The 25,232-nt window shown below is 61.4% G+C and carries 23 protein-coding genes; 3 read left to right on the plus strand and 20 right to left on the minus strand.

Annotated elements, in window-relative coordinates; genetic code table 11:
• Positions 1 to 39: 39 nt before the first annotated feature.
• From P3G59_RS02215 to P3G59_RS02285, 15 genes are read right to left on the minus strand one after another with little or no spacing between them, the layout of a single operon-like run.
• Positions 40 to 765, minus strand: a complete 726-nt coding sequence (locus P3G59_RS02215) for a class I SAM-dependent methyltransferase (protein ID WP_277760282.1) — start codon at positions 763 to 765, stop codon at positions 40 to 42.
• On the minus strand, positions 762 to 2,009 hold the full coding sequence (locus P3G59_RS02220; protein ID WP_277760283.1) for an NAD(P)/FAD-dependent oxidoreductase: 1,248 nt from the start codon (positions 2,007 to 2,009) through the stop codon (positions 762 to 764). Before P3G59_RS02220 ends, P3G59_RS02215 begins: the two co-directional genes overlap by 4 nt.
• Entirely contained in the window at positions 1,996 to 3,159 is a 1,164-nt protein-coding gene (locus P3G59_RS02225; protein WP_277760284.1) for a sodium:proton antiporter, read from the minus strand. Before P3G59_RS02225 ends, P3G59_RS02220 begins: the two co-directional genes overlap by 14 nt.
• Complete coding sequence (locus P3G59_RS02230) at positions 3,156 to 5,495, minus strand: MMPL family transporter (RefSeq protein ID WP_277760285.1); 2,340 nt, start codon at positions 5,493 to 5,495, stop codon at positions 3,156 to 3,158. The genes P3G59_RS02225 and P3G59_RS02230 overlap by 4 nt, the downstream gene beginning before the upstream one ends.
• Positions 5,479 to 6,081: an outer membrane lipoprotein carrier protein LolA gene (locus tag P3G59_RS02235; protein WP_277760286.1), complete on the minus strand. Its 603-nt coding sequence runs from the start codon at positions 6,079 to 6,081 to the stop codon at positions 5,479 to 5,481. The genes P3G59_RS02230 and P3G59_RS02235 overlap by 17 nt, the downstream gene beginning before the upstream one ends.
• Entirely contained in the window at positions 6,078 to 6,503 is a 426-nt protein-coding gene (locus P3G59_RS02240) for an acyl-CoA thioesterase (RefSeq protein ID WP_277760287.1), read from the minus strand. The genes P3G59_RS02235 and P3G59_RS02240 overlap by 4 nt, the downstream gene beginning before the upstream one ends.
• Complete coding sequence (locus P3G59_RS02245) at positions 6,496 to 8,040, minus strand: aromatic amino acid ammonia-lyase (protein ID WP_277760288.1); 1,545 nt, start codon at positions 8,038 to 8,040, stop codon at positions 6,496 to 6,498. Before P3G59_RS02245 ends, P3G59_RS02240 begins: the two co-directional genes overlap by 8 nt.
• A complete protein-coding gene (locus tag P3G59_RS02250) occupies positions 8,021 to 8,968 on the minus strand; it encodes a glycosyl transferase (protein WP_277760289.1) in 948 nt (315 codons plus the stop codon). The genes P3G59_RS02245 and P3G59_RS02250 overlap by 20 nt, the downstream gene beginning before the upstream one ends.
• Positions 8,965 to 9,699, minus strand: a complete 735-nt coding sequence (locus P3G59_RS02255) for a glycosyltransferase family 2 protein (RefSeq protein WP_277760290.1) — start codon at positions 9,697 to 9,699, stop codon at positions 8,965 to 8,967. The genes P3G59_RS02250 and P3G59_RS02255 overlap by 4 nt, the downstream gene beginning before the upstream one ends.
• Before the next feature lie 59 nt (positions 9,700 to 9,758).
• Positions 9,759 to 11,438, minus strand: coding sequence for an acyl-CoA synthetase family protein (locus P3G59_RS02260; RefSeq protein WP_277760291.1), 1,680 nt, complete (start codon positions 11,436 to 11,438; stop codon positions 9,759 to 9,761).
• Positions 11,435 to 11,980 (minus strand): hypothetical protein, encoded by a 546-nt coding sequence (locus tag P3G59_RS02265; protein WP_277760292.1) that lies wholly within the window; start codon positions 11,978 to 11,980, stop codon positions 11,435 to 11,437. Before P3G59_RS02265 ends, P3G59_RS02260 begins: the two co-directional genes overlap by 4 nt.
• Positions 11,977 to 12,231, minus strand: coding sequence for an acyl carrier protein (locus P3G59_RS02270; RefSeq protein ID WP_007909503.1), 255 nt, complete (start codon positions 12,229 to 12,231; stop codon positions 11,977 to 11,979). The genes P3G59_RS02265 and P3G59_RS02270 overlap by 4 nt, the downstream gene beginning before the upstream one ends.
• Positions 12,232 to 12,240: 9 nt before the next feature.
• The gene (locus tag P3G59_RS02275; protein WP_016983882.1) at positions 12,241 to 12,501 is read right to left on the minus strand and encodes a phosphopantetheine-binding protein; all 261 of its coding nucleotides are present in this window, start codon (positions 12,499 to 12,501) and stop codon (positions 12,241 to 12,243) included.
• Positions 12,482 to 13,291, minus strand: a complete 810-nt coding sequence (locus P3G59_RS02280) for a lysophospholipid acyltransferase family protein (protein ID WP_277760293.1) — start codon at positions 13,289 to 13,291, stop codon at positions 12,482 to 12,484. Before P3G59_RS02280 ends, P3G59_RS02275 begins: the two co-directional genes overlap by 20 nt.
• Positions 13,267 to 13,992 (minus strand): beta-ketoacyl synthase chain length factor, encoded by a 726-nt coding sequence (locus P3G59_RS02285; protein ID WP_277760294.1) that lies wholly within the window; start codon positions 13,990 to 13,992, stop codon positions 13,267 to 13,269. The genes P3G59_RS02280 and P3G59_RS02285 overlap by 25 nt, the downstream gene beginning before the upstream one ends.
• 356 nt (positions 13,993 to 14,348) lie before the next feature.
• On the opposite strand from P3G59_RS02285, the gene P3G59_RS02290 reads away from it, so the two are divergent.
• Complete coding sequence (locus tag P3G59_RS02290) at positions 14,349 to 15,119, plus strand: ParA family protein (RefSeq protein WP_024011296.1); 771 nt, start codon at positions 14,349 to 14,351, stop codon at positions 15,117 to 15,119.
• 129 nt (positions 15,120 to 15,248) lie between these two features.
• Here the strand turns inward: P3G59_RS02290 and trxC are convergent, their stop codons facing one another.
• The 5 genes from trxC to P3G59_RS02315 form a co-directional block, all read right to left on the minus strand.
• Positions 15,249 to 15,683: a thioredoxin TrxC gene (gene trxC, locus P3G59_RS02295; protein ID WP_277760295.1), complete on the minus strand. Its 435-nt coding sequence runs from the start codon at positions 15,681 to 15,683 to the stop codon at positions 15,249 to 15,251.
• A gap of 80 nt (positions 15,684 to 15,763) precedes the next feature.
• Positions 15,764 to 17,227, minus strand: a complete 1,464-nt coding sequence (selO, locus tag P3G59_RS02300) for a protein adenylyltransferase SelO (protein WP_277760296.1) — start codon at positions 17,225 to 17,227, stop codon at positions 15,764 to 15,766.
• Positions 17,228 to 17,275: 48 nt separating this feature from the next.
• Positions 17,276 to 20,629 (minus strand): mechanosensitive channel MscK, encoded by a 3,354-nt coding sequence (gene mscK / locus P3G59_RS02305; RefSeq protein ID WP_277760297.1) that lies wholly within the window; start codon positions 20,627 to 20,629, stop codon positions 17,276 to 17,278.
• A 34-nt stretch (positions 20,630 to 20,663) separates the two neighbouring features.
• Positions 20,664 to 22,406 carry a potassium/proton antiporter gene (locus P3G59_RS02310; RefSeq protein ID WP_277760298.1) on the minus strand — a complete coding sequence of 581 codons (1,743 nt, stop codon included), beginning with the start codon at positions 22,404 to 22,406 and terminating at the stop codon, positions 20,664 to 20,666.
• 362 nt (positions 22,407 to 22,768) lie between these two features.
• Positions 22,769 to 24,394 (minus strand): methyl-accepting chemotaxis protein, encoded by a 1,626-nt coding sequence (locus tag P3G59_RS02315; protein ID WP_277760299.1) that lies wholly within the window; start codon positions 24,392 to 24,394, stop codon positions 22,769 to 22,771.
• Between the two features lie 279 nt (positions 24,395 to 24,673).
• Between P3G59_RS02315 and P3G59_RS02320 the strand changes: the two genes are divergently transcribed.
• Entirely contained in the window at positions 24,674 to 24,904 is a 231-nt protein-coding gene (locus P3G59_RS02320) for a hypothetical protein (RefSeq protein WP_095187399.1), read from the plus strand.
• Positions 24,901 to 25,203 carry a cell division protein ZapA gene (locus P3G59_RS02325; RefSeq protein ID WP_277760300.1) on the plus strand — a complete coding sequence of 101 codons (303 nt, stop codon included), beginning with the start codon at positions 24,901 to 24,903 and terminating at the stop codon, positions 25,201 to 25,203. The genes P3G59_RS02320 and P3G59_RS02325 overlap by 4 nt, the downstream gene beginning before the upstream one ends.
• Positions 25,204 to 25,232: the final 29 nt, after the last annotated feature.

The following is a 25,232-nucleotide window of genomic DNA, read 5'->3' on the forward strand; positions in this document are numbered from 1 at the left end:
TATCGCGAGCGGGCTCACTCCTACAGGTTATGTACAACATCAGAGAACACCTTCAAGCGGCTTGCGCGCAACAACGTTGACCAACGTCTCTTCGCGCTGACCGAATGGTTTGGGTTTGAGTAAGCCAACCCGCTCCAGCAAGCCAAAATCCTTCGACCGGCTCCACCACAGATACGGGTACGAGACATTGCGTTCGCCAAACTCGAAACCCTGCCCGCGAATCATCTCCAGGTACTGCGCTGCACTCTTCTGCACATGCATCGGATGACGAAACAACCAGCGAATCACCCACGTATCAATGTAAGCCTCGGTGGACTCGGCGAACAGCAGATAGCCACCCGGTTTCAGCACCCGGTAAAACTCGGCCAAGGCCTTTTCCTGCTCGACCAGATGATGAAAGGTCTGGTGGCAGAACAGCAGGTCAACGCTGGCGTCCGGCACATTGAGCGTCGCGCAATCGCTGCCGATCAGTTCCACGGTCAGATTCAGACGCACCGCTTCTTCGCCACTCAACTCAAGGCTGTGCGGGTCGGCATCAACGCCGATCAAACGCTGTGGCGCAAAGGCCTGGCGCAGATGGCCGAAGGACTTGCCCTGACCGCAACCGGCATCCAGCAACACAGGATGTTCCGGCAGCGCTTCACTGAACAGCCCGCGCAAGTCATTGATCGCGACACGCAACACGTGGTGCTGCCAGGTGTGGCTGCGCAGGAACCAGAAACCAAAGCGGGTTTCCTCGACGTAGCTGTCGCTCAAGTAATTCATGGGGCGTCCTTTGCACAGAGTTCGGAAATCATCTTCAAGCGGCGGCGCGCTTCGCTGACGAACGGGTTGCGCTCATCCCAGGCATAACCGGCGAGGATCGAGCAGATCATCCGACGGATTTCCGCCTGACTGTCTTCATAAAAAATCACGTCTTGAAAAGTGCCGGCATACCAGCCCTCGACATAGCAGCGGAAGGTGTCGACGCCGCGCTTGAGCGGCTCGGCAAATTCGCTTTGCCAGTCGACCGTTTCACCTTGCAACTGCCGGTGCAGCACGGCGGCGGCCATGCTGGCCGAGCGCATGGCGATGGTCACGCCGGAGGAGAACACCGGGTCGAGAAATTCTGCCGCGTTGCCGAGCAGGGCGAAGCCCGGGCCGTGCAGGGTTTTCACATTGGCGGCGTAACCGCCGAGCGTACGCGCCGGCGTGTCCCACACGGCGTTGTCGAGCACGCCGGCAAGGCTCGGGGTTTCGGCGATGAAGCTGCGCAGGCAGGCATCCAGATCGCTGTTACGGCCCTTGAAATGTTCCTCGGCGGCGACCACCCCCACCGAGCAGCGTCCGTTGCTGAACGGGATCGTCCAGAACCAGATATCGCGATGTTCCGGATGCGTGGTGACGAGGATTTTCTCGCGGTCGAATGCCGGGTTGTCGATGTGATCTTCAACGTGGGTGAACACCGCCTGACGCACCGGGAAATTCGACGGTGCTTCCAGATCCAGCAGGCGTGACAGCACGCGGCCATAACCACTGGCATCGAGGACGAAATCCGCTTCGAGACGATATTCACTGCCGTCTTCGCGGCGCACATCCAGCTGCGGTTTCGCCCGGTCGAAATCGACGCTGACGATGGCATCGCCGTAGCGGATTTCCGCGCCTTGCAACGCCGCCTGATCGGCCAGCAGCTTGTCGAAGTCGGCGCGTTGCACCTGAAACGTGGTCGGCTTGCCGCCGGTAAAGGTGTCAGCGAAATCGAAGGCGCTGTAACGCTCACCCCAGGCGAATGCGGCACCAGTCTTGCGCTGGAATCCGGCGGCGTTGACGGCGTCGAGCATGCCAGCCTCTTCGACGAAATCCAGGCAATGGCTGAGCAGGCTTTCGCCGATCGAAAAGCGTGGGAAGTGCTGGCGCTCGATCACCAGTACATCGTGGCCCTTGCGCTTGAGCAGCGCAGCGGCGATGGCGCCGGACGGGCCGGCACCGATGATCACGACCTGACGGGATTCCATTTCAACGATTGGCACGTGAACTCCGGGGCAGGTGGGATTTGATATCCCGCGGTGCGCGATGCAGGCCGATGAGGGCCGGTAGCAGCGTCGCGATCAGGCCCATCAGCATCAGCGCAAAGTACAGCGCCGGTGTGATGAGTTGTTGTTGCAACAGCAAATTGAGAAAGACGATTTCACTCAGGCCGCGAATGTTCAGCAGCACGCTTTCGCGCCAACGGCTGGCGCCTTCGAACGAAGCGCCGGCCCAGCCGAGGCCGAGCCAGTTACCCAGCAGTTTACTGGCAATCGGCAACAGCAGCAGCGCCGCCCATTGCACCGCGCCGAGGCTGGCGAGGGCACTGTGCACGTCGATTTGCACAATGCCGAAGGTGAGAATCAAGGGTATTGCCAGCCCTGTCTGCAAACGGTTCATCCAGCGCGCCGGCAACGGCAGCACCAGCGGCACTTTCAGCGCGGCCATACACAGCAGATAGCCGATACCGAAGATCAGCGCGTTGAGTTTGTAATGCTCGGCCATCACCAGCAGCGCAAAGAACCCGAGGCTATAAGTCAGCGGTCGGCGCACAGCGAACAGATGCAGCAACAGCGGCACACACGCCAGGCCCAGCGGCAGCAACAGACTGCTCAGGTGCAGACTGCCTTGAGCGAGGCCGAACAGCGTCCAGCAGGTCAGATCAATCAGGATCGCGGTCTGCACCAACCGGCGGGTGGCGGCCGGCGGATAATCGATGTGCCGCAGATACAGGTACAGCACCGGGATCGCGGTAATCGCGAACACCAGACCGATGGCCAGCGAGTTGAGCCACGCTTGCGTCGGCAGCAGCCAACAGGCAGTGGCCAGGCCACAGGCGAATGGCACGGCGAAACTCGGCAGCGCAATTTTCACGCTTTGACGGTCCAGCTTCAGATCGATCACATCACTGAGAATGTGCCCGAGCAGCAGGGCAAAACTCAGGCTGTAGAGGTGCTTCAGCCACTCGGGGGCGATCAGTTGCGCGCCGCTGAGTTGCCAGCCCGGTTCGATCCAGAAATACATCAGCAGTGGCAAGCCGAAGCTCGCCAGCAGCAACTGGCTGACAATCGGAATCAGACCGAAGTGACGACCGATACGGGTGGCCACGGCGAACAATGCCAGGGCCAGCAGCCAGAATCCGACGACCATCATGTTCTCGACTCCGCAACGGCGGCCCGCTGTTCGTGGCGTCCGGCCCACGGCGCGAGCATGAAACTGAATGCCAGACCGAGGCTGACCGACAAGCCGAAATTGCTCACCGCCGGTGTGCTGGAAACCGCCAGCAGCCCGAACGACAGCCACGTTGTCAGCGCCGCCAACAGCGTGCCGAGCAGGCTCACCGCTGCGCCGCCCACTTGCTCACGCATGAGAATCGCGTAATCGACGCTGATCGCCGTCACCAGCAGCAGGCCGAACAGGCTGAACAAGGTCAGCGGCTGACCGAGCCAGCCAAGGCTGGCCAGACTGCACAGCGCGGCGAGCAGCGGCAATGCGACGATGCGCAGCGCACCACCGAAGCCGAACGGCACGATCAGCACCAGCACGATCAACACGCAGGATGCGAGCTTCAGTTCGGCCGCGCTGATCTGCGTCGCGGCAAATACTTGATTCAGCTCGCCGAGACGATCAACCAGCATCACGCCGGGCAAGTCCAGTGCCTGCACGCGCAACAGCGCCGGGTTATTCAGGCCTTGCAGGCTGGTCATTGCCGCTACGCCGTCTTCGGTCGCGCCGAGCCACAGCGTGCGATAAGGCTCGCCGAGCGGACCGGCCAGTGCGGCGTCGATGTCTTCGGCGGGAATGGTCTGCAACTGTTGCAGTTCGTTTTGCAGCGCGGCGGGTGGTACGCCGAGGTCAAGCAGTGGCTGCCAGTACTGCGGCAGTTTGTTCAGTGCTGCGCGAACCTGTTCCTGTTGGCTCGGCGGACTGACCAATTGATCGAGCGCCAGATAGCCTTGCAGTTTGTCGAGGTTGACCAGTTGTTGCAGGCGCTCGCTCAGCGCAGCCTGACGCTCCAGCAATTGCTGCTGATTGGCGGCACGCACCAGGAAGAACTGGCTGGTCGGTTGATAGCCGGTGATTCGCGCGATGGTTTGCGCTTCATCGGTCAGGTGTTGTGGTGCGCCGACCCACTGGCGGATGTCGTTTTTGCTTTGCAACTGCATCAGGCCGCCAGCGCAGAAGGCGATCAGTAACGCCAGCAGCACCGGCGTGCGCACGCGTTCGAGAAGTTTCTCGCGCAGATTGACCAAGCGTTCGGCCAACGTCAGCGGCCACTGCGCTGGGCGTAATTCGACGTTTTTCAGCAGCGCCGGCAGCAGGCACACCGCTGACAAATACGCGCCGAGCAGGCCGGCGGCCGAGAACACTGCGATCTGCGTCAACGCCGGAAATGGCGTCCAGGCCAGCGCCAGATAACCAATGGTGCTGGTGATCAGGCTCAGCGTCAGCCCCGACAGCGTCAGGCGCAAGGCCGGCCAACTGCGCCACGGTTTCAGGCTCCAGCTCTTCGACAGATAGTGCAGCGGGTAGTCCACCGCCACGCCGATCAGGCTGGAGCCGAGCACCAGTGTCATCACATGCATGTGGCCGAACAGCGCGACACACGCCACCGCCCCGAACAGCATGCCAACGAGCACCGGCACGAACGCCAGCAACACGCGCCAGCGACGGAAAGCGAGCAATAGCAGCAACAGAATGCCGACCGTTGCGCCGCCGCCGACCCAGGTCATCTCGCGAGTGGCTTGCTGCTGACCGTTGGCCGCGTACAGCAAGCCACTGGCGGCCAGCAGTTGCACGTCGGATTTCGCGGCCTGCTCGCGACTGTGTTGCAGCAGTGCGGCGACTTGCAGTGGCAGGTTCATGTCGAAGGCATTGCCAGTGGTGCGTGCGCGCAGCAGCACCCAGCTCTTGCCGTCGGCATCGGCGACCAACGCGCCGCTGCCGATGTCCAGTTGCACTGCGCCGTGCTTCGGCTGGCTATTCTGGATGCGCCCGGTCAGGCCCAGCCAGTCATCCTGGCTAGGCACCAAAGTGAAACCGTTGAATGGATCGAACAGGGCCTGTACGCGCTGCTGCATGAACACGTCGGGGTGTTCGATCAGCAGTTGCCGATCATCCGCCGAGAGCATCGCCAGTCGCCCTTGCAGCAGTTGCGTGCGCAGGGCCGGCAGATCCGCTTGCAGGTTCCACTGCACTTTTTCGAACAGGCCGCTGGCTTGCCATTGCTCGCCCAGCGTCTGTGCCATGGCCACGGCTTGCGGGCGATCGGCGTGGCCGACCAGTACCAGCATCTCGCGGTTGAGCGGCTCCTGCATGCGCTGTTCGGCGCGCTGTTCGAGGGCGTCAGGGTGGGTGCCGGGCACCAGCTCCATCAGGTTCGCCGACAGCGGCGCACCCTCGCGCCACTGCCAGCCGGCCAGCGCGACGACCGCCAGCAGCAGAATCAGGAACAGCCAGGGCAGCCTGCGTTCACTCGGCAAAGTCATGTTGCTCCGCGTCGCTCAACGGTTGATTGGCGTTGCTGTTCTGCATGCGCAGCACGGTGCTGTCGCCCTGGGTTTCCAGCAGCTCGATGGTCTGCACCAGCGCGCCGCCGTCGATGTTGATCTGTTTGAACACTTGCTTGAGCAGCAGCGAACGCGGGGTCAGCGTGAGTTTCCACTGTTGCGCGTCGCCATTCAGCGCCAGTTCGAAGTCGCGTTGCAGGCCGCTGCTGTCGCCTTGCAGCACGGCGAGGAACAAGCGGTTCTGCTCGGCTCCGGCACTCTTGTTCGGCAGCAATTGCCAGCCGTTATCGTCCCGGCGAGCGATGCCCTTGGCGCTGATGCGGTAGTCCTGCTGCAGCGGCGTTTTCAGCAGCCAGAGCAGGCCGTGGTTTTTCGCCAGAACAAAACTGCCCTTGCTGAGCAGCGGCTGGGGCAGGGCGCGCAGGTGTTTTTCCTGGATGAACTGGCCGTGGATCACATCCGGTTTCGCCAGTTGTTCGCTGAGTTGTTGCAGGTCGAAGGCGTTGGCCAGCGACGACACGGCCAGCAGCGCCAGCACGCCAAGGCTTCGGGAAAACAGGTTCATCGCAGCATCCTTTCCACGGCATCGGTGAAGACTTTCGGCGAAGCCAGCTGCATCTCGCGGCTGCTCACTTCGACGGCAACCTGCACCGAGCTGGCACGGGTCAGGCGTTCGCCGCTGTGCAGGTCGGTGATCAGATAATTGATCTTCAGACGGTTTTCCCACTCAACCAGGCTGGCGCGCACATTCAGGCGCTGGCCGAACACCGCACCACGCACATAGCGCAGTTGCAGGTCGATGACCGGCCAGGCGTAACCGGACTCGACCATGTGCGTGTAGTTGTGGCCGATCTTGTCCAGCAGCGCACACCGCGCGACTTCCAGGTATTTGACGTAATGGCCGTGCCAGACCACGTGCATGGTGTCGACGTCAAAAAACGGCACGAGGATTTCGGTGTCGGCGTGAAGTACTCCGGCGCTACGCATGCAGCCTCCAGTGTTGCGCGGCGATGCGTTGCAGGCACAGGCGCAGTTCGCCTTCCAGTGCACGGTCTTCGATGACCGGCGGGAAGTCTTTGGACAATTCTTCATGCATCGCAGCGAGCGATGGCGGCAGCGGTCGCGCGTCTTCAGCCTGGGCGCGCAGCCACACGCCTTGATTGGCGGCGAGCAGGGTGGCGGCGGCGACCTGTTCGGTCAGCTCCAGCACGCGAATCGCATCGCGAGCGGCGATGGTGCCCATGCTGACCTTGTCCTGGTTGTGGCACTCGGTGGAACGCGAGAACACGCTGGCCGGCATGGTGTTTTTCAGCGCTTCGGCGGTCCAGGCGCTGGTGCCGATCTGCACGGCTTTGAAGCCATGGTTGAGCATCGCGCGATCCGCCGGCGCGCCGGAGAGGTTGCTCGGCAGGCCGTGGTTATAGCGCTCATCGACCAGCAGCGCGAGTTGCCGGTCGAGCAGGTCGGCGACGTTGGCGACCAGATTCTTCAGGCTGTCCATGGCGAACGCGATATGCCCGCCGTAGAAGTGCCCGCCGTGCAATACGCGTTCGGCTTCGGCGTCGATGATCGGGTTGTCGTTGGCGCTGTTCAGTTCGGTTTCGATGAACGAGCGCAGCCAGTTCAGGCTGTCGGCCAACACGCCGAGCACGTGCGGCGCGCAACGCAGCGAATAGCGATCCTGCAAGCGATGCAGTGGCGCGGTCGGCGCGTCGATGGCCAGATCCTTGCGCAGCCACGCGGCGACCTGCATTTGCCCCGGGTGGGGTTTGGCGGCGAACAGACGTTCGTCGAAGTGCTCAGGGTTGCCTTGCAGAGCGACCACGTTGAGCGCGGTGATGCGCGTGGCCAGTTGCAACAGATAGTCGGCGCGGGCGAAGGCGAGGCAGGCCAGGCCGGTCATCACGGCGGTGCCGTTCATCAGCGCCAAGGCTTCTTTCGGGCGCAGCACCAGCGGTGTCCAGCCGAGTTCGCGATGCACATCGGCCGCCTGACGGCGCTCGCCACGGAACATCACTTCGCGCTCGCCGGACAGCGTTGCCGCGACGTAAGACAGCGGCGTCAGATCGCCGCTGGCGCCGACTGAACCTTCTTCCGGAATCAGCGGCAGAATGTCGTATTCGAGGAAGGCATGCAGCCGCTCCAGCAGCTCAACGCGCACTCCGGAAACGCCGTGGCACAGCGACTGCAAGCGCGCCGCCAGCACCGCGCGGGTGGCTTGCGCGTCGAGCAGTTTGCCCAGCCCGCAACCGTGGAAGGTGTAGAGGTGACGCGGCAACGCTTCAACGTGATGCAGCGGCACCGCGACCACGCAGGAATCACCGTAACCGGTGGTCACGCCGTAGATAACGCCTTCCTTGTCCAGCAGCGAATCGAGAAACCGCGCGCCTTTGGCGATGCGCTCGCGATAGTCGGCGTCGCTCTGCAACTGCACGGGCGCCTGACGGTTGGCGAGGGCCAGCACGTCTTCGATGCGCAGAGGGCGTTCGCCGAAGGTTACCGGCTCATGGGTTGGCGTCGTCATCGGTCTTCCAGAAAGGGTAAAAGTTGAACCATTGTTGCGGCGCTTCGAGGCAATAGTGACTCAGGCGCTGCGCATAGCGGGTGGCCCACTGATGAATGACCTGCTCGCGCTCGCGGCGTGTCCACGTCACGGCGTCGGCGAAGGGCTCGAGGGTCAGGCGATAGTGGCCGTCCGGCTGTTTCAGGCACATCAACAGATTGACCGGGCATTTCAGCAAACCGGCGAGCAGCCACGGGCCTTGCGGGAACGGCGCCGGATGACCGAGAAAGTCCACGGTCACACTGCGTCCGCCATGCAGCGGCACGCGGTCGCCGGCAATCGCCAGCCACTCGCCGCGCTCCAGGCGTTCGTGCAGTTGCAGCATGATCACCGGGTCGAGTTCGCTGACCTGAATCAGGCGCAGATTGGTCGCCCCGGCTTCACCTAGCAGACGGTTGAATTGCTCGGCGTGCTTGGTGTGCACCAGTACGTTCATGGTGACCTTTTCGCCGATCTCCGCCAGTGCGCGGCACACTTCAAGGTTGCCCAGGTGTGCGCCGACCAGCAGTTGCCCGCGACTGCCACGCAACTGATTGCGCAGCAGGGCCGGGTCAATGATTTCGATTTGTTCGATACGGATTTTGCCGTTCCACACGTCGAGCTTGTCGAGCATCGAATCGGCGAACGCCATGAATTGAGCGAACACCCGCCAATGCGTCGGGCGCAATGCGTCGCGCTGAGACCACTCTGCCAGGCGTTGTTGATATTGCCAGGCGCTGCGTCGCGCGGTGCGGCCGAACAGGAAAAAGTACAGGACGATGCCGTACAGCAATGGGCTGAGCAGGCGTCGGCCAAGGACCTTGGCGGCGAACGCGGTGAATTTCATCAGCAGAAAACTGCCGCGCTCCTCGCGATCAGCCCAGTGCTTCTTGTCGGCTTCGCCGGTCATGCGCGCCACCGCCGCCAGAGGATCACCGGAAAGCGCAGCAACATGCCGAGGAACAGCCGCGTGTGCATGCTGGAAATCAGCGCGTTGTCGTGGAACAGACGGAAGTGCGACACACCGTCCAGCGGGTAGTGCACGCTGGTTTGCAGCCAGCGCATCGGCTGATTGCGCCACGACAGGCGCACGAGAATGTCCGAGTCGAAATCCATGCGCTTGCCGACTTTCGCCGAGTCGATCACCGCCAGCGTCGGGACCAGCGGATAGACGCGAAAACCACACATCGAATCGCGGATCTGAAGTGACAGCGTGTTGATCCAGACCATGACGTGGGTCAGGTAGCGCGCGTACAGACGGCCTTTCGGCACACTCTCGTCGAACAGCGGATAACCGCAGATCATCGCCTCGGGGTGGGCGCGGGACTCGTCGACAAAGCGCGCTACATCGTGCAAGTCGTGCTGACCGTCGGCATCGACCTGTAACGCATGGCTGAAACCCAAGAGCGAGGCCTCGCGCAGGCCGGTCATCACGGCGCCGCCCTTGCCCTGATTGGCGGTGAGGCGTACCAAATGCACCTTGTCGCGTTCGGCCAGAGTGTCGAGCACCTTCGCGCAGGATTGGCTGCTGGCGTCATCCACCAGAATGCACGGCAGGCCTTGGGCGAGCAGGGCGTCGACCACGGTGGCAATCGCGGTTTCGTGGTTGTAAACCGGGATCACGGCGCAAGGGTTATGCATATCGACTATCCCGGTAAGAGTGAGCCTGCTTGCGATTGAGTGCGTAGCACTCACCAAGGTCAATCATGCTCAATACCCAAAAGAATCCGCCCACTGGAACAGGTCGCGGTGTCATTGCGATAAGCGAAATACAGTTTGCTGCGCTCAGGATCAAAGCGCAGGTGCAGCTGGATTTCATCACCGGGCCGCACTAGCTGCTGAAATTTCAACACTTCCATGCCGGCAAACGGACCGGTCAGGTTGAGCAATTGGCGCCCGAGATTCAGCGCCCATTCCACTTGCACCACGCCTGGCAATACCGGGGCTTTAGGGAAGTGGCCGCTGAAATAGGCCAGATCCGCTGGCACGCTGAGTTGCAGGCTCCATTCGCCAGCGGTTTCGACCTGCTCCAGCACTTGCGGTGCTTTCGGTCGCGGCGCCATCAACAACGCTTCGATATCGGCCTGCGGCAGCTTGCCTTGGCTGTTCAACGGCAATTGCCGCACCAGCCGCCAGCGCCGGGGCAAGGCCAGGGCTTCGCAGTGTTGGCGCAAGTGCTGGCGCAGGGTTTCAGTCAGGCTGCGGCGGCCGTGCTCACGCAAGGCAAACAGGCCGTCCTCGCTAAGCACCAGCAATGCACCGAGGGAAGCACGGTTTTCCTGGACCACGCCCAAGCGCGCTTCGGCGACCCACTCATGGGCGACCAAGGCCTGTTCCAGCATCGGCAGCGAGATGCGTTTTTCTTCAAGCTTGACGATGCGGTCCAGCCGTCCCAGCAACTGAAAACGACCGTCGGCGGCAATGCGTGCAGCATCGGCGGTGTGCTCGACATGGCCGGCGGGCAGATAAGGCGAAGTGATCAACAGCGCACCGTCGCTGTCCTGATTCAATTCAACACCGGCGAACGGTTGCCACAGTTGTTCACCCAGACGCCAGGCAATGCCGCCGGTTTCCGAGCTGCCGAGAATTTCTGTCGGCCACTGCTGCAACCGCTGTTGCAGACTCTGCGCGGCCTCAAGCGGCAACGCCCCACCGGAGGAAAACACTCGGCGCACGGCGCTCAGGGCAGGCCAGTCGAGGTTGTCGCCCATGCGTTTGAGCAGCGCCGGGCTGGCGACCCAGGCGAAGGCCGGATATTCGCGGCTGGCGCGCTGCATATCTTCCGGGAAGGCCAGTTGCTGCCGCACAAAAGTACGCCCGGCGCACAGCGGCCACAGCACACGAAACAGCAAACCGTAGATGTGTTGGGTGGCGACGCTGCCGATGATGCAGGCCTCACCGAGGTCTGCGCCCCACAGTTGCTCCAGCGCTTGGACTTCGTTGGCCAGTTGGCGCAGGGTCTTGTCGATGCGCTTGGGCTCGCCGCTGGAGCCGGACGTACACAGGCTCAGACGGCACTGGTCGAGATCCAGTTCGGCACCGGGCAACGGCGGCTGATTAAAGTCGCTCAGTTGCGCGTCATCGGCTTGATCCGTCAGCCACCGATCGACTTCAGCGGACCAGCGCTGGCGGGTTTGTGCTTGCAGATCCGAAGGCAGCAGCACACTGACGCCGGCACGCCAGGCGCCCAGCAAAGCGATGGCCAGTTCGGCGGCATCCTCAAGATGCACCGCCAGGCGCTTCACGCCCTGCGCTTGCAGACCCGCAGCAATGCTCAGCGCCTGTTCGCACAGGTGCGCGTGATCGAGCGCCGGTGCGTGGCTGATGGCCCGCGCCGGCACAGGCTTGAGCAACAGCTGCTCAAGTTTTATCCAGTTCATGTACGGCCTCTTACCCGTTGTCGTATCAGCCATTCAATGGCAAACATCAGGCCGATCAATCCATAGGAGATCAGGCCGGTGTACAACATCCACCAATTCAGCGGCGCCCAAAGGGTCAGGAGGGCGGCGCACAAACCGTTGCAGAAGAAAAACACGCTCCAGGCCACCGTGACCTTTCGCGTATAGCGAATCGCAATGTCCGGCAGCTCTGGCTCACGCAAGCGCGCCAAGCGCTCGACCATCGGCGGGCCGAATTTCAGGCTCAGGCTGAACAGCACCAGCATGAAAGCGCTGATCAGCACCGGATACCAGCGCAGCAACAGCGGGCTGTCGAACAGTGCCAGCAACAGGCAAAAGACGATTGCCACGCCAGCCATCCACAGGCTGCCGGGCTTGCGCTCGCCGGTCAGCGCCCGCGCCAGCCAGAGGCTGCCCAACAGCAGGCCGAACTGCCACGGAGCAAAATGCTCCATGCCGAAATACACCGCAAAGGGGTACAGCAGACCGGCCAGCAGCAGGCCGAGGCCGATCAGTCGGCTCATGCGGCCGGTTGAACCAGACGGTAGACCGCCTCGACCACGTCACCGACCGTGCGCACCGATTTGAATTCTTCGGCGGCAATTTTCTTGCCGGTCTGGCGCTTGATGTGATCGATCAGATCGACCGCGTCGATGCTGTCGATTTCCAGGTCCTGATACAGATTGGACTCCAGGCTCACACGAGCAGGATCCAGTTCGAACAACTCGACCAAGGCATCGCGCAGGGTGTTGAAAATATCGTCACGAGTTTGCATGGTCCGGTCTCAAGCTGCCTGTTTTGCCGTGACGAACGCCGCAAGGCTGGCCACGTTGGTGAAATGGTTACGGGTGTCTTTGGCGTCGGCGTCGATTTTGATGCCGTATTTCTTCTGGATGGCCAGGCCCAGTTCCAGCGCGTCGACGGAATCCAGGCCGAGGCCTTCGCCGAACAGCGTCTGCTCGTCGCCGATGTCGTCGACGCTGATGTCTTCGAGGCCAAGGGCATCGATGATCAGCAGTTTGATGTCACGATTCAGATCGCTCATCTTCGGCGAGCTCCTTAATGAAATAGTTGTGCAAATAATCGTTGAGCTTGCGCGAGGCCTGCGGTGCGGGCCCCTGCGCGGCGAAAGTCTGTGGGTCTATATCGGCCCCGACGCGAAAACTGAAGTGCACGCGGCGGCTGGGGATCCGATACCAGGGTTCGGCTTTGGTCAGTGTGGTCGGGCTGACCTTGATGACCACCGGCGTGAGGATTTTCGCACCGCGCAGGGCAATTGCCGCGGCGCCCCGATGGAAGGCTGGCGCCTGCCCCGGCTGGGTGCGGGTGCCTTCCGGGAAAATGATCAGGGTCTGGCCGTTTTGCAGGGATTGGGCGGCGGCATCAAGCATGTCCATGCTGCCGTCGTTGCTGATGTATTCAGTGCTGCGCAACGGGCCACGGGTGAAAGGATTTTCCCACAGGCTTTTCTTCACCACGCAATTGGCCTGGCGCACCAGACCGATCAGGAACACCACGTCGATCAGCGACGGATGGTTGGCAATGATCATCTGCCCCGGTCGGCCGAGACGCTCGGCCCCCTGAATGTCGTAGGTCAGCACACCGGTGCGGGCCATGAAGCGCACGAAAAACCAGAACAACCGGCTGACGGTCTGCCGCGCGCGCTGGCGATGCGCGAGGGCATCACCGGGCAGGCAGCCCAGCAGCGGAAAGACCAGCACGCGCAGGCACAGCCCGCCAATCCCGAAGAGAGCGAAGCTTGCGGCGGTGGACAGCAACCGCCAGTAATAGGCGTCGCGGTTTTTCTCGGTCACGGGTTGCGTTGCCAGGTCCATACACGATTTTTCCACGCATGTTGGCAAAGGGGTTGCTGGCCGAGCAGGGTGCGCAACAGATTGAGCGCGTGAGGCCAGTGCGCTTTTGACCGTGTTTCTGTGGTGCTGTTCAGGGTCAGCCGCCAGTCGGTACCGGGGGTGAGCAAAAGACCGAGTGCGTAGGGAAACGGCACATCATCGATCCACGCGGAATATGCTTCGGGCGGCTGCTCTTCGGTGATCACCAGCAGCACTGCCGGAGCGCCTTCGTTGAGCAGGGCTGCGGCTTCCAGCATGCCGTGTTCAAGGCCGTCGCCAGCAGCGGCGAGGGCGGTCATTTCGCTGCTTTCGCCGCGCATGATCGACCACAGGCCGATGATCGCGTTGTGCACCGACAGGCTGAACTGCGTCGGTGACAGTGGCTGTTCGTTGGCCAGATCGCTGAGGATCTCGTAGGTGCGCGGGGTTTCGCCGTGACGCGAAACAAACACCAGGGGCAGATTCTCCCGTCCGTCGGCGAGGGGCCAGCCAACGCTGAATGCCATACGCGCCAGGCGGCTGAGGCGGCGGCGCTGCATGGCCGGTAAAAACGATACATCGGGCGCGGCATCACTGCGCTGGAGCACGACCGGGTGTCGGCTCCAGGCCTGCCAGGCGTCCACGCTGTCGAGCCCGGGGGCCCACGCGCGCCATTGGGCGATGTTGAAGTTGATCACGGACATTCATCCCGCCCCTGCGGGCATTTGTTGACGCGTTGAGTGGCCAAAGCCGCAGCAGGCTTGACGTGGCGCAGGGCGCCGAGTGGCGCGCATTATCCCGGTGAGAGGAGTGTGTAGCAAATGCTGGTTACATTTTGCGCAACGAAATGTACCGAATGGTTCGCAAGAAAACTGTCACTTGGCCATTATCCAGATTATCGGCGGCTTGTCTGTCGGGCATCTCGGCGATCAATGGCGGTTTTTGCTCTAACCGTCCGTGGATTTTTGCCCCTGACTCTGTAGTCCACGTCCATGAAGGTAGCGAAGCGAGGTCGCGCGCATCTACACTCGGTCATTCTTTGATACACGGAGGTTTGGTCATGCGGCGCGTGGTGTTCAATCAGAAAGGTGGCGTAGGCAAGTCGAGCATTGCCTGCAATCTGGCGGCGGTCAGCGCCAGCGAGGGTTATCGCACGCTGTTGGTGGACCTCGATGCCCAGGCCAACTCCACCCAGTATCTGACCGGGCTGACCGGTGACGACATCCCGATGGGCATTGCCGACTTCTTCAAGCAGACGCTGTCGTCAGGGCCGTTCTCGAAGAAGAATCAGGCAGACATCTACGAAACCCCGTTCGACAACCTGCACATCATCACAGCCACCGCTGAACTGGCCGACTTGCAGCCCAAACTCGAGGCCAAGCACAAGATCAACAAGCTGCGAAAGTTGCTTGATGAACTGTCCGAGGATTACGACCGGATTTACCTCGATACGCCACCAGCGCTGAATTTCTATGCGGTATCGGCGCTGATTGCCGCTGATCGCGTGTTGATTCCCTTCGATTGCGACAGCTTCTCCCGTCAGGCCCTGTACGGCCTGATCGCGGAAATCGAAGAGCTGAAGGATGACCACAACGAAGGCCTGGAGGTCGAAGGCATCGTGGTCAACCAGTTCCAGGCGCGCGCCAGCCTGCCGCAGCAGATGCTCGATGAGCTGATTGCCGAAGGTTTGCCAGTGCTGCCGGTGTATCTGAGCAGTTCGGTGCGCATGCGTGAATCGCATCAGGCCAGCATGCCGCTGATCCACCTCGATCCGCGACACAAGCTGACCCAGCAGTTCGTCGAACTGCACAATCTGCTCGAAGATCACTGATCTCTTGAGCAACGCAGATCCCCTGTGGGAGCGAGCCTGCTCGCGAAGAGGCCAGTACATTCAACATCTGTGTTGACTGAACGGACGCCTTCGCGAGCAGGCTCGCTCCCACATTGGGTCCCTGGTGTGTCAGATCCCCTGGCTGCGCAGCCACGCCATCAGCTGCGGCAGCGGAAACGCACCACTCTGCCGTGCCACTTCTTTCCCGTTCTTGAACAGAATCAGGCTCGGAATCGAACGAATGCCCAACTGCGCCGACAACTGCTGATTCGCCTCGCTATCAAGCTTGGCCAAGCGGCACTTGCCCGCCAGCTGCGTTGCCGCCTGCTCGAACACCGGCGCAAACGACTTGCACGGCCCACACCAGTCCGCCCACACGTCCACCAGCAGCGGCAGATCCCCTTTGATCTGGCTGGCGTAATCGCCTTGCTTGAGTTCGAAGGGTTTGCTCGACAGCACTGCGGATTTGCAGCGTCCGCACTTGGGCTGGTCCGCCAGGCGCTCGGCGGGGATGCGGTTGAGGCCGTTGCAGGAGGGGCAGGGGATGAGGAGTGGGTTGGTCATATTCGGCTCGTTGGCGTTCAGCGGTTCGTACGACTTATCTGGAGCCGTACGAACTGTTTATCAAGATGAGGCGTTGGCACTCAGGAAGAACAACTGATCTCCAAATGCTTGCCCCACTCTGGCGGCCGCTCGGCGTAACCGTCCATCCCCGGCTGCTCCTCAAACGGTTTGCTCAGCACCGCATGCAGTCGGCGTACCTCTGAGTAATCCCCTTGCTCTGCCGCGTCGATAGCCTTTTGCGCCAGGTAATTGCGCAGGATGTACAGCGGATTGACCGCGTGCATGCGGGTACGGCGCTGTTCCTGATCGGCTTCGCCCTCGCGGGCAACCCGGTCGATGTAGCGTTCGGCCCAGGCATCGAAACCCTTGATGTCGACGAAGTCGTCACGCAGGCGGGCGACAGCCTGCTGAGGTGATTCCTCGCCGAGTCGACGGAAGAACAGCGTGTAGTCGACGCCGCTGTTCTGCATCAGTTGCAGCAAGTCTTCCAGCAGTTTCTGGTCGTCGTCTTCGGCCGTGGTGAAGCCGAAGCGCCGGCGCATCAGGTCGAGGTAGTGCGCCTGGAACAGTGGCAGGTACAAGCCGAGGGTTTCGCGCAGGGCTTCGACGCTGATGAACGGTGTCAGTGCCTGGGCCAGCGCACTGAGGTTCCACTGGCCCACCGGCACCTGATTGCTGAACGAGTAGCGGCCCTGATCATCCGAATGGTTGCAGATGAAATTGGCGTCGAAGTCGTCGAGAAAGGCAAACGGGCCGAAGTCGAAAGTGATGCCGAGGATCGACATGTTGTCAGTGTTCATCACGCCGTGGCAGAAGCCGTAGGCCTGCCACTTGGCAATCAGTTCGGCGTTGCGCTCGACGATCTCGCGGAACATCGCCAGATACGGTTCCGGTTGTTCCAGACATTCGGGGAAGTGCATCGCCAGCACGTGCTCGCCGAGTTGCTTCTGCTGCTCGGGGCGCTTGGTGTAGTAGAAATATTCGAAGTGGCCGAAGCGGATGTGGCTTGGCGCCAAACGCAGGACCATCGCCGCGCGCTCCTGCTTTTCGCGCCAGACCGGGGTGTCGGAGCCGATCACGCAGGCTGCCCGCGACGAAGGGATGTTCAATGCGTACAGCGCTTCGGAAGCGAGGAATTCGCGGATCGACGAACGCAACACTGCGCGACCGTCGCCCATGCGCGAAAACGGCGTCTGTCCGGCGCCCTTCAGGTGCAAATCCCAATGCTCGCCGGCAGTGTTGTAGACCTCCCCGAGCAGCAGCCCGCGACCATCGCCGAGTTGCGGCGTATACCCGCCGAACTGATGCCCGGAATAAACCATCGCCCGCGGCTCGGCATCGGCCCACAGCTTGTGGCCGCCAAACAGTTCGGCAAATTCGTGGGTTTCGGCGGTCGCCGGATCGAGATCGAGCAGGGCCAGGGCCGCCGGGCTCGCCACGACCAGACGCGGGTTGTCGATCGGCTCGGGCAGCACATGGGCGCAGAACGCGTCGCCCAGACGGGCAAAGCGATTGTCGAAGGTCAGTTCGTCGAGGGCTTTCAAGGGCCGGCTCCAGCAGAATGTCCGAGCATTCTGCTGGGATTAGACCGGTTAGTCGAGTTTGGCCGGCGGCGGCTCTTGCAGCGGTTTCTGATCGTCGGCAACCGGCACGATGGTTTTGGTTTCCGGCTCGATCGGCACCATCTTGTATTCCTGGCCATGGAGGTTCTTCAGGTACACCTCCATCTGGCGGAACGAGATGTTGATGTGCTGCTTCTTGAACTCGCGGTTGATGAAGCGGTTGACCTCATCGAGCACCGGGTTGCGGTCGCCAAGATCGCGCACGTGCATGCGCAACTCGTGGTCGAGGGTGCTTTCACCGAAGTTGAGGAAGTACACATGCGGCTCTGGCTCTTTCAGCACGCGCGGGTTTTCCCGGGCAGCCTTGAGCAGCAGTTCCTTGACCAGATCCAGATCCGAGCCGTAATCGACACCGAGTTTCAGCGTAACGCGGGTGATGGTGTCGGTCAGCGACCAGTTGATCAGTTGCCCGGTAATGAACGTCTTGTTCGGGACAATGATGTCCTTGCGGTCGAAGTCGGTGATGGTCGTGGCGCGGATGCGGATCTTGCTCACCGTGCCCGACAGGTTGCCGATGGTGATGGTGTCACCGATCCGCACCGGGCGTTCGAAGAGGATCATGATGCCGGAGATGAAGTTGGCGAAGATCTCCTGCATACCGAAACCGAGACCCACCGACAGCGCCGCCACCAGCCACTGCAACTTGTCCCAACTCACGCCAAGCGTTGACAGGGTCGAGACGAAGCCGACGCCGGCGATCACGTACGACAGCAGCGTCGTGGTTGCGTAGGCACTGCCCTGGGCCAGATTCAACTTGGACAGCACGAACACTTCGAGCAGGCCCGGCAAGTTGCGCGCGAGGGCGAAGGTGATGCCGATGATGATCAGCGCACCCAGCATGTCGCCGATACTGATCGGCACCATGCTCATGTTGGCACCGGTGCCGCTGGTGTATTCGTAGAGGGTGATGTTGTCGAGGTACGAGAACACCGAAATCAGGTCCGACCAGACCCAGTACAGCGCGGCGATGAAGCCGCCGAGCAGGGCCAGGCGGATCAGGCGCAGGGACTGTTCGTTGACCTTTTCGATGTCCAGCGTCGGTTCTTCGATCACCGCTTCGCCATCGCCGGCCTCTTTCGCTGCCTGACGTTTGGCCAGGGCGCGTTGATAGGCCAGGCGTCGCGCGGCAACGCTCAGGCCACGGACGAAAGTCGCTTCGATCACCAGCCAGAACATCAGCAGGTACAGGGTGTTGATCAGTCGGTCGCTGAGTTTCAGCGCGGTGTAGTAGTAGCCGAAGCACACGGCCACGAACAACGCGATCGGCAGCAGGGTGAACATCACGCCGACGGCTTTGCGGAACAGCGAGGTGTTCTCGTGGGCCGGGCTGCTGATCAGCAGACGGCTGAGCAGCCATGCCATCAAGGCATAGCAGGTCAGCACCACCGGCATGCCGAGCACGTCATCGGCCAGGGCGGCCGGTTGCAGTTCGGCCACGGCGACAATGGTCACCAGCGCCATCACCACCAGACCCAGTCGACGGATCCAGCCCTGAAGGAATTCGACCTGCGGCTTTTCCCAACGGAAGTGCAACTCCGCCACGCCTCCCGGCGCGAGAATCCGGTAAGCGGTGTAGAACACCAGCCACGCCTGACCCATTTGCAGCAGTGCTGCGCCCATATTGGCGTTCTGCCCGCGGGCGTCGATCTGCAACGCCAGACCGCACAGCGCCAGACCCAGCGCCACCGGCATTGCCAGCAGAATATTGATCAGAATCGCCTGCGGGGTGTGCCACTGGCTGTCGCGTTTGAAGTGGCCGATGTCCTGGTGAACCTTGTTCAGCCGTGCATACAGGTTCTTGCGTCGCCACAGCAGCGCGCCGATCAACAGTGCCAGCGGCAGGAACAACAACGGCCGCTGGGTCAGGCCATCGGTCAGTTCGCTCAGGCTGGAGGCCCATGGCAGGGTGTCGACCTGGCGCTTCAGGCGCTCCGGCACGCTGCGCATCCATTCCAGATCCAGCGGCTTGTTACTCGGAATCCAGAACATCTGCTCATCGAGGGTCGCGCGCAGGCTTTGCGCGGTGCTCAGCAGTTGTTTCTGATTGAGTTGCAGGGTGATCGACTCGTTGAGCATGGCGCTCAGTTCGCGGTTCAGCCGCTCCAGCAGATCGGCGCGGGTGTTGGCCAGATCCAGCAGGTTTTTGCGCAATTGCGGCGTGACCTGCTCCGGCGGCTGAGTGGCCAGCAGGGTGTCGACATAGGCGGCCGGATTACTCAGTTGCTCACGCTGCTGGCTGACGTCGAATTGCCACAGGCGAATGTCGGCGATCTGATCGGCCAGATCGCGGTCGACCTTGAGTCGTGGCAGCGCTTGCTTCTGCTTATAGAGAATTTTCGAGAGCAGCAGGCTGCCCTTGAGCACGCTGATCTGCTCGTCCAGCGCCGAATCGCTTTGGGTCAGGCTGTCGAGCTGTTGTTTGGTTTGCAGATTCTGCTGGGTGACTTCGTTGAGGCGGTCAGTGCTTTTGAGCAGGTAGTCGGAGAGCTTGAGGTTCGCCGTGCTTTCGATGGCCAGCAGACTGCTGCTACCGGCCTTCTGCGCTTCGATCGACTGCTGGGTAACGGTTTCCTGCGATTGCGCCAGACGCTTCTGGTTGATCAGGGTTTGCAGTTCCTGAATCTCGCGGTCGAGGCGGTCGGACTTTTCCGAGAGCAAGTCATGCTGAGCGTTGCCCAGATCCTGCAACTGACTGTTGCCAGCCAGCTCCTGACGACGCAGCGGGATCAGCGCATTCAGCGCCGCCAACTCGGCGTTCAACTGGTCGCGCTGCTCGGCGGTGACGGTTTTACCCGCGTCCTTGCCGGACTTGAGAATGTTGTTGATCTGCTGGATGCGCGTCTGGCTGGCGGAAATTTCCGCTTGCGCGCGTTCCGGACGGGTTTGCGCGGTGATGATCAGGCTGTTGGCGTCGGCCAAGGCCTTTTGCAGGTCACTTTGCTGAGTCGAGCGATCGGTGAGGATTTGCTCCAGCTGCGGAATCGATTCGCGGGGGAAACGCTGCGCCACCGGCACCACGGCGTTGGCCTTGAGGCGCGTCAGTTCGCGGGCGTTTTCGATAGTCTGCTTGGGCGCGGTGGCCAGTTGCTGCTTGAGATCGATCAGCTTCTGCTCGTAATCACGCTGATTGTTCAACTGATTGAGTGTGTTCTGCAGGACCGTTTGCAGGGCCTTTTTATCGGCGTCCGGCAGTTTGCTGTCGGCAAGCTTGTCGAGGCTGGCCTGCACGGCGTCAGTGGACGGTGGTTCGGCGGCGTACAGCGGGCCGACAGTAAGACTCAGGCCCAGCAGGGCCGCAGCGAAAAAGGAGCGCAGGGTAGGCATAGAGACCGGTCAAGCAAGTGAGAGTGGACGCAGTTTAGAGGAAGAGTCCGGGGCCCGGGCGACTTCCTTCGGGGAATCTGACGCCCACTTTGCCGATCTTGTTCCCGTCCATGACCGCAACGGTCCAGTGGGTGTTGTTCCATTCCACCTGGTCGCCGACGATGGGCGCGCCACCCACTTTGTGGGCAATGAAGGTGCCCAGGGTCATGTCCGGGTCGATGCCCTCGGCTGGCAATCCATAGAGTGCCGCAACCGCTTTAAGCTGGGCATCTCCTTCAAGCACGAAATCACCGAAGAAGCGCAGATCGAGGCCCCGTTGCGGCGCTTGGCTGAACAGTTTTCCGAGGGCGCCGAGGTTGTGTTCATGGCCGATAACACACAGCAAATCATCGACTTCCAGCACCGTACTACCCGACGGATGGAGCAATTGCTGGCCACGAAACAGGGCCGCGATACGTGTGCCTTCGGGCATTTTCAGTTCGCGCAGGGGTGAACCGATGCACCATTTCTCTGCACCGAGCTTGTAAACGAACAGCTCCCACTCGCTGGTGACGTGGACTTCCAGCGCCGCGCGGGAAATCGGCGCGGGCTCTGGCGGTACCGTGACCTTCAACAGTTTGGCCACCCACGGCAGGCTCGTGCCCTGCACCAGCAGCGACACCAGCACGATGAAGAAGGCGAGGTTGAAGTACAGCTGCGCATTCGGCAGGCCGGCCATCAGCGGGAACACCGCCAGAATGATCGGTACCGCGCCGCGCAGGCCAACCCAGGAAATAAAGGCTTTTTCGCGACCGTGGAAGGCCTTGAACGGCAGCAGGCCGACCATCACCGACAGCGGCCGCGCAAACAGAATCATCCACAACGCCAGACCGAGGGCGGGCAGGGCGATCGGCAGCAAATCGTGCGGCGTGACCAAAAGGCCCAGCACGAGGAACATGCCGATCTGCGCCAGCCATGCCATGCCATCGAGCATATGCAGAATGCCATGACGGCTGCGCACCGGGCGGTTACCGATGACCAGACCGCACAGATAAACGGCGAGGAAGCCGCTGCCATGCAAGGCGTTGGTCAGCGCGAACACCACCAGACCGCCGGCGATCACCAGAATCGGATACAGCCCCGCTGCGAGGTTAATGCGGTTGACCAGCTGCAACATCAGCCAGCCACCACCGAGGCCGATCACGCCTCCGATGCCGAACTCGCGGACCAGGTGCGTCAGCAGACTCCAGTGCAGACCGGTCTGGCCGCTGGCGAGCATGTCGATCAGGGTCACGGTGAGAAACACCGCCATCGGGTCGTTGCTGCCGGATTCGATTTCCAGGCTGGCAGTTACCCGCTCGTTCAGGCCTTTGCCGCCGAGCAGCGAGAACACCGCCGCAGCGTCCGTTGAGCCGACGATTGCGCCGATCAGCAGACCTTGAATCAGATTGAGGTCAAACAGCCATGCGGCCGCCATGCCGGTCAACCCGGTGGTGATCAACACCCCGACCGTGGCCAGCGATAACGCCGGCCATAGCGCCACGCGGAAACTCGACACCCGCGTGCGCAAGCCACCGTCGAGGAGGATCACTGCCAGTGCGAGGTTGCCGACCAGATAGGCCGTCGGGTAGTTATCGAAAATGATCCCGCCGCCATCGACCCCGGCGGCCATGCCGACCGCAAGAATAATGACCAGAATCGGAATGCCGAGACGGGAAGAGAGTGAGCTGACGAGAATGCTTGCGCCTACCAGCAACGCGCCGATCAAGAACAGGCTGTTGATGGTCGTCGCATTCAAAGGCAGTACTCCAGAAGCGTAAAGACGGGCACAAACTGACCATGCAGTCTGCGTGCCAGCGATTCTAACCTGTTGAAATGTGATGCTGTCAAAAAGCTTTTGCCGAACCCTGCCAGATCGTTCCCACGCTCTGTGTGGGAATGCCTCAATGGACGCTCTGCGTCCGCTTTGGGACGCGGAGCGTCCCGGGCTGCATTCCCACGCAGAGCGTGGGAACGATCAAATTGATCGAGGTGTTTGTGCGAGGTACGCCGACCTGAACGTCCGGAGTCGAACTCAGGTTTGAAAAGCACAGCGATCTGCTCCCTTTCCCCCCTCGCCCCCTTGGGGGAGAGGGCTGGGGTGAGGGGGGGCTTTTGATCTTAAAGGCTAAAGCGCCCAACCATGTTGTTCAGGTCCAGCGCCAATCGCGACAGCTCGTTACTCGCCGCACTGGTCTGATTCGCGCCGGTCGCCGATTGCACCGACAAATCACGAATATTCACCAGATTGCGATCCACTTCCCGCGCCACCTGCGCCTGCTCTTCGGCGGCGCTGGCGATCACCAGGTTGCGCTCGTTGATCTCGACGATGGCGGTGTTGATGGTGTCCAGCGACATGCCGGCACCACGGGCGATGTTCAGGGTCGACTCGGCACGTTCGGTACTGTTGCGCATCGAGTCCACGGCGTGTTCGGTGCCGCTCTGAATGCTGCCGATCATCCGCTCGATTTCGCTGGTCGACTGCTGAGTGCGATGCGCCAGGGCGCGCACTTCGTCCGCCACCACGGCAAAACCACGGCCAGCCTCACCGGCACGCGCCGCTTCAATCGCCGCGTTCAGTGCCAGCAGGTTGGTTTGATCGGCCAGACCACGGATCACGTCCAGCACCTTGCCGATGTCGCGGGATTCATTGGCCAGATCACCGATCAGACTCGCAGTGCTCTGCACATCGGCGCTCATGCGTTCGATGGCGCTGACGGTTTCCTGCACCAGATCACGACCGTCACCGGCCGAGGTGGTGGCGTTCTTCGAGGCTTCCGAAGTGCTCACCGCGTTGCGCGCGACTTCTTCCACAGCGCTGGTCATCTCGTTGACGGCAGTGGCCGCCTGTTCGATTTCGTTGTTCTGCTGAGTCAGGCCGCGCGCGCTTTCGTCGGTCACGCTGTTCAGTTCTTCCGCTGCCGAAGCCAACTGGGTGGCGGAGCCGGAAATACGCTGCAGGGTGTCGCGCAGCTTCGCTTGCATCTTCGCCATGGCCGAGAGCAGGCGCCCGGCTTCATCGGTGCCGTCAACATGGATCGGCTGAGTCAGGTTGCCCTCGGCAATGGTTTCCGCAGCGTCCAGTGCTTTGGAAATCGGCTTGGTGATGCTGACGGTCAGCAGCCAGGCGAAGAGAAGCGTCAGCCCGGTGGCGATCACCAACAACGTGACCACGAGGTTGAAAGACATCGAAAACTGATCGCTCGCGCCTTTATCCGTCTCGGCGATTTGTTGGGTGTTGATCTCCAGCAGGCGCGCCAGGGCTGTGTTCACCGCTTCCGAGTTGCTCAGCAAGTCCGAGTTGAGCATCTGCCGCAGTTCATCGATCTGATTGTTGCGCGACAGGGCTTTCATCCGGTCTTCGAGTTGACGGTACTGACCCAGGAGCTGCACGTACTGGTCATAGGCCGCACGCTCTTGCGGGCCATCGATCAGGGGTTCGTAGGCACGCTGGGCATCGGCGATCTGCCGATTGCGCAACTCGAACAGCTCGATGGTTTTTTGCTGCACGTCTGGTTCGCGGTTGATCAGCAAGCGGTACGACAGCACCCGCAGGCGCAGCGTCAGTTGAGTGAATTCATCGAGGGCCTTGATCGACGGCACGCTTTGAGTCGCGATGTCTTCGCCCGCTGCGCGGATTTTGCTCATCTGATTCAGCGCAAACACGCCGAGAATCAGCATCAGGCCGCCGATCAGGGCAAAGCCGGTAAACGCCCGTGGGGCGATGTTCATATTGCGAAGGGACATGGGGCGGATACCAAGAGAGGGCCGCATCCATGCGGGCGGAGACTGCTGTATGGATGACTTATCGGTCATACGACTAAAGTCTTGAGGCGGTGTGCGTATTTGTCGCAGAGGGTCCTGGGCGACGAAGTGCAGGAACCAGATCGGCAGATCACAGTCTTTTAAACTCGCGAGAAAGCTCGCCCGCCAGGAAAATCAAGGCCTTGCGCCGGTTAAACCCTGGCATCCGTGGTGACTTTTCTTTATCGTACGCGCCCTTTGAAAAACGCTTGGAAGATCAAAATGTTGGAAGCATCCCTCAGCCAATTGGAACAGCTCGTCAGCGACCTGGTGCAACAGAACCAGAGCCTTGCGCAAACCAACCAGACCCTGTCCACGGAACTGGCCCAGGCCAAGGATGAAAACGAAAGCCTGCAACTGAGCTTGATGGAACAGGAAGAAAAGCACGGCGCCACCGCAGCCCGCATTCAAGCCCTGGTTGATCGCGTCAACGCAGGTCCGGTCAGCGCATGAACCACCACACAGCAGGGGTAAAAGTCGTCTCCATTCTCGGGGAGGACTATTCGATCAAGGCACCGGCCGGGGAAGAACAGACCCTGCTGGACGCGGCAATGATGCTCAAGGCCGCTTTGGACGACACCAAAAGGAAATACCCGACGCTGATCGGCGACCGCCTGCTGGTGCTGGCGGCAATGAATCTCTGCTCGCAGCAGATTGAAATGAAGAAGAAGCACAAAGAAGAACTCGACCGTTACCAAGAGCAAGTCAGCGCCACGGTCGACACCATCGCCAAGACCATTAACCAGGGTTGATGGGGTTGCGCACAACCAAAGAATAGATT

Source organism: Pseudomonas sp. A34-9 (assembly GCF_029543085.1).
Taxonomy (GTDB): Bacteria; Pseudomonadota; Gammaproteobacteria; order Pseudomonadales; family Pseudomonadaceae; genus Aquipseudomonas.

Bases quoted from the DNA above. Each gene is read 5' to 3' on its own strand.
- P3G59_RS02215 (WP_277760282.1), bottom strand. From the start codon at position 765: ATGAATTACTTGAGCGACAGCTACGTCGAGGAAACCCGCTTTGGTTTC.
- P3G59_RS02225 (WP_277760284.1), bottom strand. From the start codon at position 3,159: ATGATGGTCGTCGGATTCTGGCTGCTGGCCCTGGCATTGTTCGCCGTG.
- P3G59_RS02230 (WP_277760285.1), bottom strand. From the start codon at position 5,495: ATGACTTTGCCGAGTGAACGCAGGCTGCCCTGGCTGTTCCTGATTCTG.
- P3G59_RS02235 (WP_277760286.1), bottom strand. From the start codon at position 6,081: ATGAACCTGTTTTCCCGAAGCCTTGGCGTGCTGGCGCTGCTGGCCGTG.
- P3G59_RS02240 (WP_277760287.1), bottom strand. From the start codon at position 6,503: ATGCGTAGCGCCGGAGTACTTCACGCCGACACCGAAATCCTCGTGCCG.
- P3G59_RS02245 (WP_277760288.1), bottom strand. From the start codon at position 8,040: ATGACGACGCCAACCCATGAGCCGGTAACCTTCGGCGAACGCCCTCTG.
- P3G59_RS02250 (WP_277760289.1), bottom strand. From the start codon at position 8,968: ATGACCGGCGAAGCCGACAAGAAGCACTGGGCTGATCGCGAGGAGCGC.
- P3G59_RS02255 (WP_277760290.1), bottom strand. From the start codon at position 9,699: ATGCATAACCCTTGCGCCGTGATCCCGGTTTACAACCACGAAACCGCG.
- P3G59_RS02260 (WP_277760291.1), bottom strand. From the start codon at position 11,438: ATGAACTGGATAAAACTTGAGCAGCTGTTGCTCAAGCCTGTGCCGGCG.
- P3G59_RS02265 (WP_277760292.1), bottom strand. From the start codon at position 11,980: ATGAGCCGACTGATCGGCCTCGGCCTGCTGCTGGCCGGTCTGCTGTAC.
- P3G59_RS02270 (WP_007909503.1), bottom strand. From the start codon at position 12,231: ATGCAAACTCGTGACGATATTTTCAACACCCTGCGCGATGCCTTGGTC.
- P3G59_RS02275 (WP_016983882.1), bottom strand. From the start codon at position 12,501: ATGAGCGATCTGAATCGTGACATCAAACTGCTGATCATCGATGCCCTT.
- P3G59_RS02280 (WP_277760293.1), bottom strand. From the start codon at position 13,291: ATGGACCTGGCAACGCAACCCGTGACCGAGAAAAACCGCGACGCCTAT.
- P3G59_RS02285 (WP_277760294.1), bottom strand. From the start codon at position 13,992: ATGTCCGTGATCAACTTCAACATCGCCCAATGGCGCGCGTGGGCCCCC.
- P3G59_RS02290 (WP_024011296.1), top strand. From the start codon at position 14,349: ATGCGGCGCGTGGTGTTCAATCAGAAAGGTGGCGTAGGCAAGTCGAGC.
- trxC (WP_277760295.1), bottom strand. From the start codon at position 15,683: ATGACCAACCCACTCCTCATCCCCTGCCCCTCCTGCAACGGCCTCAAC.
- mscK (WP_277760297.1), bottom strand. From the start codon at position 20,629: ATGCCTACCCTGCGCTCCTTTTTCGCTGCGGCCCTGCTGGGCCTGAGT.
- P3G59_RS02315 (WP_277760299.1), bottom strand. From the start codon at position 24,394: ATGTCCCTTCGCAATATGAACATCGCCCCACGGGCGTTTACCGGCTTT.
- P3G59_RS02320 (WP_095187399.1), top strand. From the start codon at position 24,674: ATGTTGGAAGCATCCCTCAGCCAATTGGAACAGCTCGTCAGCGACCTG.
- P3G59_RS02325 (WP_277760300.1), top strand. From the start codon at position 24,901: ATGAACCACCACACAGCAGGGGTAAAAGTCGTCTCCATTCTCGGGGAG.